This window comes from Lysinibacillus sp. BSL11 (genome assembly GCF_052928325.1).
On the sequence record NZ_JAVGCX010000013.1, the window covers coordinates 124,573 to 136,346 of the forward strand.

An 11,774-nucleotide genomic window follows, 5' to 3' on the forward strand; every position below is an offset into this window, starting at 1 on the left:
TTTTAAAGAACGTTTTTTCCATCTCAATCTTACTACTCTTCACAAAAAATACAACTCTTTTTAGCAAATTAAGCAATTTTTTTCGCAAAGGATAGAATAATGAAATAAAGCATGTATTTTTCTTAATATTTTAGCGGGATTTTCAGCAAGAAAACGGTTCCAATATTAACCTCACTCTTGACTTCTACTGTGGCATTATATTTTTCAAGTAACATCTTCGAAATACTAAGCCCTAAGCCTGTTCCACCAATTTGGCGATTTCTTGCTTCATCCACTCGATAAAAACGATCAAAGATAAACGGAATATTGTCTTGTGCTATTCCTATACCATTATCAGTAATTTCTAAACATGCATAATTTCCAGCAACAGAAATAGAAATTTGTATCTCAGGAATTTTTTCACAATAACGAATAGCATTCTCTATTATATTACGAACGATTTGACTTAGTGCATTTTCGGTAATAAATAACGGACCTATTTCACCATGTTTCGACAGCGACATTCGCGCTTGAGGATGAACAAGCTTTACCTCATCCATCACTGCTTCGATGACCACTAGTGCATCGGCCTCACTTGTTTCATCTTTTTCCTCACGCCGTGCAAGTTCTAATAATTCTTCAATCATTTTGCGCATACGAGCAATTTCTGTTAAGGAGGTATCAATGGATTCCTCTAATATAGCAGGATCATGTTTGCCCCATCTTTTTAAAAGAGAAAGATGCCCTTCAATTGCTTGAATGGGCGTACGCAGCTCATGAGAAGCATCGGCGACAAATTGTTGCTGCTGGGTAAATGAGATTTGCAGCTCATTCATCATGGCATTGTACATCTTCAGTAAATCACCAATTTCGTCATGTGATGTATAGGATAGCTGTATAGGCTCGTTAAATCCTTGATCCATCACAGTTTTCATGGATGCTCGCAATTCGTGCAGTGGCTTCATTAAATAGTTCGCGAGATAATAGCCAATAGAGCCAGATAACACTAAGGCTCCTAACCCTGCAATCAGCATGGCTGTCAAGAGATAACGCATGAGAGATTGAAAACTAGTTAACGGGTGAATCACTTGAATATAGCCTTGGAAAAAACCCATCCGAATCGGTTCATTAATGACCAACACATCTTGCTTATCAATGGTCATCTCAAAAATTTCTTGCAATGAATTAAGTGGTGCAGCAGCAGAGGTATCATTGATTCGTAAAATATCCACCCCATCAGCATTAAATATTCGGACCGTCTCATCACGATCCGCAATCGATTTGAGCAAGCCCGTATTGTGCTGAATTTGCTGAATGGTAATTGTAGGACCTTGGGACTCTAAAAAAGAAATGATATCCTTACTTGTCCGATTGACCTTACTCTCCTCATCGTTTAATAACCATGTATGCAGAGAAAGATAGACGACTACACAAATAATCGTAAAGCTAATAAAGATGACACTGCTTGAGGTCAGCATCCATTTTTTTTGCAGGGACTGATGACGTAAATAATTTCTTAACTTATTCATTCTCGCATCACATACCCAACACCGCGAACGGTTTCAATATAATCATTCATCGCCCCAGGGAGCTTTGTACGTAAATGTCTGATATAAACATCTACCACGTTGGTCTCGATATCCGTATCATAGCCCCAAACGGATGTTAAAATATGCTCTCGTGTGCATACTCTATTTTTGTGCTCGATTAATAGTTTCAATAAGTCATATTCTGTCTTTGTTAGATCAAGTTTATTCCCCTGAACGAAAACTTCATAGGCAGCTACATCTATTTCAATATCCCGTAGGCATAAAGATTCACTGTTTGTCTGCTCTGGCGTGACACGACGTAAAATCGTCCGTATTCTAGCCAGCAGCTCTTCAATCGCAAATGGCTTGACGATATAGTCATCAGCCCCAGCATCGAGTCCTGCTACACGATCCATCACAGCATCTCGTGCCGTTAATAAAATGATCGGCACTTGTGATTGTGTTCGGATACGGCGGCAAATCTCTATCCCATTAATACTTGGTAACATCACATCCAGTAAAAGTACATCAAAATTTTCCGACGTTGCCAAAGACAATCCTTCTCGACCATCAAAGGCAGTTTTCACTTCATAGCCTTCGTGTTGTAATTCAAGTTCCACAAAACGAGCGATATGCTTTTCATCTTCTACCAACAATATCTTCTTAGGCATCGTATCACCTTCTATTCCAAAATAACGATGTAGGATTTTTATCCCTATACTGTTATAGCATAACATCAAATAAAAAGTCTGTCTCACAAGGAAAACCTTGTGGACAGACTTTTTAGTGTATGTCGGAAATAGAGAGGTTGTTTTTCCCCGACTCTTTTGATTTATATAATGCTTGGTCAGCTAAATCCATTAGCTGATCCAATGTTTGAGCATGGTCTGGGTAATAGGCAATGCCAATTGAAGCAGTTGGTGTAAAAAGATGGTCCTCTATCATCCAGCCTTCTGCTAATTCATCGCGTATGCGTCGAATTATATGCATAATTTGATGATGTCTTTTTTCTTGATCTCTTGTTAAGCCAGTTAAGATGACAATAAATTCATCGCCACCTATTCGAATAACCATATCATGGCTACGAACAGTTTTGTTCAAGGAACTGCCGAATCGCTGAATAAACGCATCGCCAGTCTCATGGCCAAAGTGATCATTTACTTCTTTAAAATCATCACCGTCTATATAGAGCATCGCCACACAGGTTTGATTTTCATTTGCTTCTGCTAGGATTTTAGGAAACTCCTTTTCTAAAAAACGCCGATTAGGTAGCTGAGTTAAAGCATCATGATACGCTAGATATAGCAAATCATTTTCCCTTTCTTTGCGATGCGTAATTTCACGAGACACCATCATAATTTGGGAAACTTTTTCACGTTCAGGATCATGCACAACCGTGACATTTCCTTCTGTCCATATCGGGGTTCCATCTTTCGCCTTCAGTAAAAGTTCAAACTGTGAATCTGTTTGCCCTGTATAATTATTTAAGAATGTTTGCCATTCGTCTTTACTTTCTCGATCAATAATGTCACTGTAAAACTGTCCTTGTAGCTCTACATTTTCATAACCTAAATAAATACCATAGGACGGGGAAGCATAAATAATGATGCCATCTTCATTAGTAATCACAATTAAATCATTTGTATTTTCTGTGATAAGTCGGAAAGTACGTTCAATATTTTTTAATTCTGTGAACATTCTTTTCTTATCCGTAATATCATAGTTAATGGTTAAAATTTGTTCAATTTGACCAAACTCATCTTTTAATGGAACAATGGTAGCTTCTACCCAGTAATCGGCATGATATTTCGTTCGATAGCAAAGTTCTCCACGCCACACTCCCATCGTATCCAGCTTATCTTCAATTATTTGAAAAAGGTTTTGCCCACGGAATCGAGGTTCGATCAATGCGTAGGGCTGACCGATTAACTCCTCCGCCGTGTAGCCAGAAGCCTGTAAAAACATCTCACTCACTTCGGTAATGTTACCCTTACGATCTAATACAGCAATGGCCGTAGCTGAATTTAATGCAGATTTAAAGACCTCTAGTCCATGAGACTTCGAACGTAATTCTGCTTTTTGTAAAGTAAATTGTGTAAAATCTTGCATGATAAGAAAAATGGCAAATGAATTATCATCCTGCATCACTGGTGATAGTGACAGTAAATACATACGTTCCTGCTGGTCCAATGTATGCAATTTAATAAACTTCTCACCAACGTTTTCCCCTCTTGCAGCTTTTTGCAAACAAATTTTAATTTGTTCAACTTCTTCCTTTGGAATAATCGGTAAATCCACAAACATTTTCTGTTTGACGGCTTCATTATCTAATTGAAAATCTTCCATAAAGCTTGAATTCACTTCGTATATCATTCCTTCAGCCGATAAAATGACTGTTGAGAAAAAGGCATGGTCAAACATGGACCGCATAAATAAAAATTTATCTTCAATACTGCGGTCATAGAGTATTTCCTTCGTGATGGCTAATATATAGTCTTCATTCTTATATTTCAACGGTCTGACGGATGTTTCATATTTACGAACCTCCGATTGAACATATGCATAATCTACATAGTCAACCTGTTTATGTTGTCTAATGGCCTCATGGTAATTTTTCTGAATGATCAAAAAATTACGCTTTGAGGTAACGGTCGAAATCATTTTGCCAATCGCCTCATTCGATAACAGATCTTGAGCTGCTTGATTTAAGCGAATATATTGATAATCGTCCCCTACTTTTTTCACGAGAAAAACAAAATCCTTGCCAATAAATAATGAGTTAAAGAAATCTTCGCTTAAAATATACTCCATGCTGTCACCTCCAGAAAAGCCATTGCCATCATGATAGAAATGTTCGTATGTATGTGTTGTTAGAATAAAAATAATACTACTATTATAACATAAAAATAAAAAATTACCTTTCTAGAATCATAAAAATTATATCCTTTTAAGGATAATATTTGATATATTACCTATTCTAACAAGCAACCAATCCTACTAAAGATGTAGATAAATGATTAATATTAGATAAAATTGATAGGTTAGACTTAAGGCTATAAAACAACAATTTTATGGATAATCTCGCTTCACTTGTCAGAATATACTGACAATTAACCTCAAATTTTGTTTTTTTACGAGCAAAATGATTGCATCGAACAGATAATATGTTATATTATATTTAAAAAACTAGCCTTTTTTCGGTATGGTCGAAATCAGTAAGACAGCGGGAGATTATGGAATATCATAGTTATAACGTCTAGTTCTTTGGGTTTTAATTCCAGTACGAATTTTAGTTTTCTTCTTTATGCTTCAACGGAATTGTTTTAACTACCCTAGTAAAGGAGGCGTTTCGTATGCTTAAACATCGAGACCTGCATGAATGTACAGAGCTTTATGAGCTATTATCACACCCTTCTGTATTCCCTTTTGTCCGTCAAAAAGCCACATCCGCTGATGAATATTGGTTTATGACAAAACAACTGATTGAAGAGGAAGCGAGAGGACTCGCTATCTCGAGGACCATAACTGATGATTGGGGTCAACCAATCGGCACCATTAGTATTCACGATGTGGAGGACGGTGCAGGCTTTCTAGGAACGTGGATTGGACTCCCTTACCAAGGTAAAGGTTATAATCAAAAAGCAAAAATGTTATTTTTGAACGAGTTATTTTTTGACTATAATTTTCATACGGTCTTTCTCCGTATACGTGTTGAAAATTTAAAATCACAGCGTGCTGCTTTAAAGCTTCCTTATGTGGTGAGTGCCAATGAAAGTCATCCAACATTATTAGCGCAGGTTAATAGCGGTGAGGCACAATTTAATTTATTTAAAATACCAAAAGATTTATTCTACCTAACAACAGCACATCAAATGCAAGAAGGCGAAGAGCAAGCAATGTAGTGTGTATATATAAAAGAGAAGCTATAAGGTTTTGTCATTTCGACCTACCTCATAGCTTCTTTTCTTTTTTCAAATAGCACTTATTTCTTATACCGTAAAATTAATGACGCCATTTCATCTGGTGTTTTTGGTTTTTGCGTTTTTGCCATTGTCTCCACCATTTCCACTTTACGCTCTGTTAGTGTATGAACAGACTTCATAAAAGATTCCTTTGTCAACTCGTCTTCCTGTAGCACTTCTGCGTAACCTTGTTTTTTAAACAAGTTGGCATTTAAAATTTGATCCCCACGGCTTTTTTGCGCTGAGAGAGGTACTAATAGCATCGGCTTGTGAAGCGCTAAAAATTCAAAAATGGAGTTAGAGCCTGCTCGTGAGACAATAAAGTCTGCAGCATGTAGTAAATCAGGTAACTCTGTTGTCACATACTCAAATTGCTTGTAGCCTGGCATTGCCTCCAATGCTTGATCATAATTCCCCTTCCCACATAAATGAATGATGTGAAACTGCTTGAGGAGCTCTGGTAAGTTTTTACGTAGTGCCTCATTTAAGACAACAGAGCCTAAACTCCCTCCCATAACAAGTAAAACTGGCTTTAAAGTGGAAAAGCCGCAGAAAGATAGCCCCCTTGCTCTTTCTCCCTCAAATAACTCAGGACGAATAATGGAGCCTGTGCAAGTAGCCTTCTCTTGAGGTAAATGCTTCAGTGTTTCTTCAAAAATCGTGAATACATGTGAAGCAAAAGGTAAGGCTATTTTATTGGCAAGACCAGGTGTGACATCAGATTCATGGATGACGACTGGCACACCTGCTAATTTCGCTGCCATCACAACGGGTACAGAGACGAACCCTCCCTTTGAAAAGACAACCTGTGGCTTTACTTTTTTTATAATACGAAAAGCCTGCATCATTCCAGCAAGCACTTTAAATGGATCTGTAAAATTTTTCATGGAGAAATAACGACGCAATTTACCACTCGCAATGCCATAAAACGGAACATCGGGGAACGCCTCGCCAATTAATTCTTTTTCAATACCTTGCTCTGAGCCAATATAGTGGACATCATAACCAAGTTCTAGTAAAGACGGGAGTATCGCCTGATTTAACGATACATGGCCAGCTGTCCCACCACCGGTTAAAATGATTGTTTGTTGTTTCACACAAATTCTCCTATTCCTTAAAAACCATTGTAGTTAGCACTACTTTTTGTTTACAGTGTTCTATTTTACTATATGCTGACGAAAAGATATAGATGAAGCATGAAAATTTCAGCTTTTCTCTCTTTACATATGCTATACTTGTTCATTATGTTCATGAAGGAAGTAGAAAATATGTATCAAACATCCACAATTAAGGAAAAATACGTGCTGCTTTTAAAAATGATTGTCCCTATTTTAGTGACACAGGTAGCTATTTATCTTATTTCATTTTTTGATATTTTAATGTCTAGTCGTTACGGGACGGTTGATTTAGCAGGTGTTTCGATTGGTTCCTCCATATGGATGCCGATTTATACTGGACTTTCAGGTATACTCCTAGCTATTACCCCAATTGTCTCCCAGCTTGTGGGAGCGAAAAAAGAGATGGATGCAAAAAAGGCAGTCCAGCAAGGCATTTATGTCGCCATATTGCTAGCGATCCTTATTTTTACAGGACTCTTCTTTGGCATTGATTGGATACTTAGTAAGATGAACTTAGAATCTGCTGTACATAACATTGCAAAAGGCTACATCTATGCGATGTGTGCTGGTCTTTTGCCACTTTTCTTATTTTTTGTGATGCGTTGCTTTATTGACGCTCTTGGTCAGACACGGGTCACGATGATCATTACCTTAATGACAACGCCAATTAATATCATGCTGAACTATATCTTTATTTTCGGCAAATTCGGTGCACCTAAGCTTGGCGGCATCGGGGCTGGTGTAGCGACAGCAATAACGTACTGGCTAATATTCATGATTACTGTATGGATTATCGCTAAACGAGTACCGTTCGAACGATTCCGCCTGTTTCATGATTGGCCTAAGCTTGAATGGCTTCGATGGAAGGAAATTTTATTAATTGGGGTACCGATCGGTATTTCCCTATTTGCAGAAACGAGTGTATTTTCTGCTGTGACCATGATGATGAGTAATTTTAGCACAGAAATCATCGCAGCCCATCAGATTGCTATCAATTTCACTTCTCTGTTATACATGGTTCCGCTCAGTATTTCTATGGGTGTCACAATATTAGTAGGTTTTGAGATCGGCGCTGGTCGCATGCGAGATGCTCGTATGTATAGCTATCTATGTGTCGGCACAGCCATTTTATTTAGCTTTATATCAGCTTGTATTTTGTTTATTTTACGTGAACCTGTAGCACATATGTATACGACAGATAAGATGGTACTTGAATATGCCGTACAATTTTTAGTCTACGCAGCCATTTTCCAGCTATCTGATGCGATACAAGCACCAGTACAAGGCGCATTGAGGGGCTATAAAGATGTCATGATCACGTTTATCATGGCCATTATATCTTATTGGGTGATTGGCTTGCCAGTTGGGTATACCCTTGCCACACACACGGATTTCGGGCCATTTGGCTATTGGATTGGCCTTGTGGCAGGTTTAACAATGGGTGCGGTTACTCTTTTAATCCGTCTGTTGATTGTTCAAAAAAGAGTCACTGTTTAACGACAAAAAAATCGCTTTTCTCTAACTTGAGAAAGGCGATTTTTTAGCGTAAAACACCTGTACGAATGATTTTCACTTGAACAGACGGCACTAGCTGTAAGGATGCATAGATAGTATGCCAATCCTTCTGAAACATCTTGGGGTGATAAGCACGAATATATCGACCAATCCCCAACATATCCGATTGCTGAACTTGAAGAATTCGCAAAACCTCCTCAAACTCTGCCTGCACATGGTCTTGAATCAACTGCTGAACCTCCTTGAAAATGGGGTCTTTATATAAATGGTCATGTGCAAATTCCTCAATTTCTACCTCGATGAGATAATCCATGTCTATTCTTTTTAATTCCTCATTCACCCTCCATTGACGCTTGATATGAATGACATCAGCCGTTATTGGCATCGCTTTTCCATCATGTTTCCACATATAGCTCATCCGTGCTTGTTTGCTAGGTTGATTCATTAAGAGAAGCATCGTGAGCGATTGTTTTGGTGTTAATACTGTACCCGTAAACGTTTGACCTGAGAACAAAGCAACGCCTGCCGCAACAGCATGCTTTTTATCCTCACTTAACTGAATATAAGGTAGTGCAATATCAATTGTCTGTTCAAATAGCATGGAGCCAACCGTCTGTAAATCTAATTTCGGAAAAATTGTATTTTCCTCTGTGCTTTCCATAAAACGTTCATAATAGCCTCCTGCACCCCCTGCTAAATCCTTTGTTAGCTCAATAAACGGCTTGACATCCCCTTCAGTTACAGCTATTTTTATCGAAATCGGGTTTTGGGGATCACGAAAATAAATATCTAAAATATCATAAAGAGGCTCTCTTACCGTTTGATCCGATACAAGGATGGTCGATAGCTCAGATAAATCAAGTGTTTGTTCTACTTTTAAATTGGCTTGATTCCGTACATCTCTTGGTGAAATACCGTCCGCTTCAATCACTTCATTTTGCTGAGCTGCTGTATTCGGATAGGCATAATATCCCTTGTATGCCCCTATATATCCGTCCACCCCAACGAGCGTCACAACGGAAGCGTTTTTATAAAGTCGTTCATCCCAACAGCCAGCTAAAAGTAACATAGACAAGAGGAGCATAATCCCTTTACGATACACGTTTTCCCCTCCATTTATTCCAACAAATTATCATCATTGGTAGTAGAATCGTAAACACTATGAGTACGTAGTGTATAGAATTTTTGATAAACTCAATGCGCTGAAATTGCATGACAAGTAGCGGTAGGATGGCTAAGAGAAGATGATAAATAACAATAAATCTTTTCGGATGCTTTCGCTTTTTTGACAAATAAAGCACACGAAAGGACAAACCAAAGATCATAACCGTAACAATGGACCACGAAAGCCAAATATAGATGAAAAAAATATCCAGCCGTTTTACAAAAGTCACTTCCTGTGATTTTAATATATACATAATAGGCTCTGGTATCAGTTGAACCTCCTCCAAAGCAAAGAACATTTGTGTAAAGACAACCGAAATAAAATAAAAGATAAAAATGACAAGTTGGTAAATCAATAAGGGCTTTCCCTTCACTTGTACATCCTGTTTGAGAAATGGACGATAAAGGAGGTACATTTCAATCCCAAAATAAGCATACATGCTATGAATCATGCCCGCCATGATTTGCCTAGTATTGTTCCACTCAACGGGAAAAAGATTACTCCACGTTAAATCTGGAATAGCCAGCATTAAAAAAATGACAAAGAGGAAAATGATAGGAATTAGCATGACACCAATATTGATGATGGTTTCTGGTCTAACTAAATTGGCATACAAAGAGAGCCCTACAATCATCATGACAACAATCCATTCAGGTGTTTGGGGCAAGACCCATGAGGCCAGAACATACCCCATATAGGCAATTAATACAGCTGATATTAATAACCAATAGATAAGATAGACCCAGCGAAAGAACCCATTTAAAAAGAAAAATTGATAATAGCGTTCAAAAAATAACAGCAAGCCGTAATGGAAGATGCTAGCAAGGAAGAAGACATACCATGCACTATGTTGGCTGTATATGATTAACGGTGTTTGAAAGGCAATGTAGACAACACCTGTCTGAATGATAAAGAGTAGTAAAAAAAATTGTGCCTTTGATAGAGAAAAATTCATGGTGTATCCTCATTTTTTCCCTTTTCATCCTTGGGTGGTTGAAAGGAAGTGACTTGGACTGTCGGTTTAATGAATGGCCAGCGTAAAAAAATTTTATAAACAGCTTTCGGTTGAAAAGGTACGATAGGTGAAAAATACGGCTGTTTCAATGACGTTAAACTAATTAAATGAATTAATAGGATGACAACCCCTACCACAATGCCTAAAAACCCAAATAATGAGGCAAGTAGCATAAACGGAAAACGGAGCATGCGAATCGTGCTATTCAATTCAACAGACGGAACAACATAGCTTGAAATGGCCGTTAAGGCGACAACTATGACCATTAAGTTCGACACGAGTCCCGCACTTACAATGGCATCTCCTATCACTAATCCCCCTACGATCCCAATCGTTTGCCCTACTGATTGTGGTAAACGAATACTTGATTCTCGAATGAGCTCCATAATAATCTCAAGTATAAGTGCTTCAATTAACGGTCGATAAGGTATATCATTAACATCATTCTTTACTTGATTACTTAATTCTAAGGGTAATACCTCAAAGTGAAAGCTAATCACAGCAATATAAAATGCTGGTAAAAAAACCGCCGTTACAAACGACAGTAAACGCACTATTTTATAAAAAGAGCCAACCACTACCCGACTATTATAGTCATCAGGTGTTTGATAGAAAGAGAAAAATGTCACAGGGCCAATCAAGGCAGACGGCGAAATATTGGTCATGACCACAACTTTACCCTCCACTAAGTGGGCTACCACACGATCTGGATGCTCTGTATTTAACAATTGTGGAAATGGCGATAACACGGAATCCTCTAGTGCATCACTTAACTGGCCAATGCTATAAAAATAGTCGATTTTAATGTCCGCAATCCGCTTTTCCATCTCTTGTAAGGTTTCAGGCTGTATAACCCCATCCATATAGAGATAATAAGCTTTAGTGTTAGTTTGTTGTCCAATTGTAAAAGATTTGACCACAAGAGCGGGATTATTCACTCGTTTTCGTATCAATGTTAAATTGGTATCCGCCCGCTCCACAAGACCCTCATGGGAGCCTCGCAGAATATGTTCATTGTTTGGCTCCTCAAGGTTACGACGAACTTCATTGGTAATCGCTAACGTCAGCATTTTTCCCGTATCAGGCAAAATCACGAGCGTTTCACCTTGGCAGACCCGTTCAATCGCTTTCGGTAGCGCAAAATTATCAAGTGTTGTAAGTAGGGTTTCACTCCAAAAAGGTTTTTCTGTATCTAAACGTGCATAAATCGTATCCAGTATTTTTTGTACTTCCTTCGCATCAACAAGAGAAGCGTAAAAGCATAAAATAGCCGTGTCCCCTTCATGCCAATCTATTTGTCTGACGGTCAAATCCGAGGAATGGTAGAATGCTTTTTGTAGGCTTTTCATCATATACTCCACTTTATCCATAAAACGCCTCCTCTACTGGAGAGTATAAGCATTTTTCGTGTATTTCAAACGCTTAGTTCGTGTGATTCCACGCCATGAAAAAAAGATGCCCTCTAGAACATTTGGGCATCTTCATGATCAG

9 protein-coding genes are annotated in these 11,774 nt (G+C 38.2%); 2 read left to right on the forward strand and 7 right to left on the reverse strand.

What is annotated here, in order from left to right; all coding sequences use genetic code 11:
- Window positions 1-122: 122 nt before the first annotated feature.
- From RCJ95_RS16365 to RCJ95_RS16375, 3 genes are all read right to left on the reverse strand, one after another.
- Window positions 123-1,508 carry a HAMP domain-containing sensor histidine kinase gene (locus RCJ95_RS16365; RefSeq protein WP_221682189.1) on the reverse strand — a complete coding sequence of 462 codons (1,386 nt, stop codon included), beginning with the start codon at window positions 1,506-1,508 and terminating at the stop codon, window positions 123-125.
- Window positions 1,505-2,179 (reverse strand): response regulator transcription factor, encoded by a 675-nt coding sequence (locus RCJ95_RS16370; protein ID WP_004230122.1) that lies wholly within the window; start codon window positions 2,177-2,179, stop codon window positions 1,505-1,507. Before RCJ95_RS16370 ends, RCJ95_RS16365 begins: the two co-directional genes overlap by 4 nt.
- 112 nt (window positions 2,180-2,291) lie before the next feature.
- Window positions 2,292-4,319, reverse strand: a complete 2,028-nt coding sequence (locus RCJ95_RS16375) for a diguanylate cyclase domain-containing protein (RefSeq protein ID WP_446722490.1) — start codon at window positions 4,317-4,319, stop codon at window positions 2,292-2,294.
- 542 nt (window positions 4,320-4,861) lie between these two features.
- Between RCJ95_RS16375 and RCJ95_RS16380 the strand changes: the two genes are divergently transcribed.
- Window positions 4,862-5,410 (forward strand): GNAT family N-acetyltransferase, encoded by a 549-nt coding sequence (locus tag RCJ95_RS16380; protein ID WP_004230128.1) that lies wholly within the window; start codon window positions 4,862-4,864, stop codon window positions 5,408-5,410.
- Between the two features lie 80 nt (window positions 5,411-5,490).
- On the opposite strand, the gene RCJ95_RS16385 is transcribed toward RCJ95_RS16380, so the two are convergent.
- The gene (locus tag RCJ95_RS16385) at window positions 5,491-6,567 is read right to left on the reverse strand and encodes an undecaprenyldiphospho-muramoylpentapeptide beta-N-acetylglucosaminyltransferase (RefSeq protein WP_263082485.1); all 1,077 of its coding nucleotides are present in this window, start codon (window positions 6,565-6,567) and stop codon (window positions 5,491-5,493) included.
- A gap of 171 nt (window positions 6,568-6,738) precedes the next feature.
- Here RCJ95_RS16385 and RCJ95_RS16390 point away from each other — a divergent pair, with 171 nt between their 5' ends.
- Complete coding sequence (locus RCJ95_RS16390) at window positions 6,739-8,085, forward strand: MATE family efflux transporter (protein ID WP_446722491.1); 1,347 nt, start codon at window positions 6,739-6,741, stop codon at window positions 8,083-8,085.
- Between the two features lie 43 nt (window positions 8,086-8,128).
- On the opposite strand, the gene RCJ95_RS16395 is transcribed toward RCJ95_RS16390, so the two are convergent.
- From RCJ95_RS16395 to RCJ95_RS16405, 3 genes are read right to left on the reverse strand one after another with little or no spacing between them, the layout of a single operon-like run.
- On the reverse strand, window positions 8,129-9,205 hold the full coding sequence (locus RCJ95_RS16395; RefSeq protein WP_312130388.1) for a Ger(x)C family spore germination protein: 1,077 nt from the start codon (window positions 9,203-9,205) through the stop codon (window positions 8,129-8,131).
- On the reverse strand, window positions 9,195-10,223 hold the full coding sequence (locus tag RCJ95_RS16400; protein WP_446722492.1) for a GerAB/ArcD/ProY family transporter: 1,029 nt from the start codon (window positions 10,221-10,223) through the stop codon (window positions 9,195-9,197). The genes RCJ95_RS16395 and RCJ95_RS16400 overlap by 11 nt, the downstream gene beginning before the upstream one ends.
- Entirely contained in the window at window positions 10,220-11,653 is a 1,434-nt protein-coding gene (locus RCJ95_RS16405; RefSeq protein WP_221682209.1) for a spore germination protein, read from the reverse strand. Before RCJ95_RS16405 ends, RCJ95_RS16400 begins: the two co-directional genes overlap by 4 nt.
- Between the last annotated feature and the right edge of the window lie 121 nt (window positions 11,654-11,774).

Bases quoted from the DNA above. Each gene is read 5' to 3' on its own strand.
- RCJ95_RS16365 (WP_221682189.1), bottom strand. From the start codon at position 1,508: ATGAATAAGTTAAGAAATTATTTACGTCATCAGTCCCTGCAAAAAAAA.
- RCJ95_RS16370 (WP_004230122.1), bottom strand. From the start codon at position 2,179: ATGCCTAAGAAGATATTGTTGGTAGAAGATGAAAAGCATATCGCTCGT.
- RCJ95_RS16375 (WP_446722490.1), bottom strand. From the start codon at position 4,319: ATGGAGTATATTTTAAGCGAAGATTTCTTTAACTCATTATTTATTGGC.
- RCJ95_RS16380 (WP_004230128.1), top strand. From the start codon at position 4,862: ATGCTTAAACATCGAGACCTGCATGAATGTACAGAGCTTTATGAGCTA.
- RCJ95_RS16390 (WP_446722491.1), top strand. From the start codon at position 6,739: ATGTATCAAACATCCACAATTAAGGAAAAATACGTGCTGCTTTTAAAA.
- RCJ95_RS16400 (WP_446722492.1), bottom strand. From the start codon at position 10,223: ATGAATTTTTCTCTATCAAAGGCACAATTTTTTTTACTACTCTTTATC.
- RCJ95_RS16405 (WP_221682209.1), bottom strand. From the start codon at position 11,653: ATGGATAAAGTGGAGTATATGATGAAAAGCCTACAAAAAGCATTCTAC.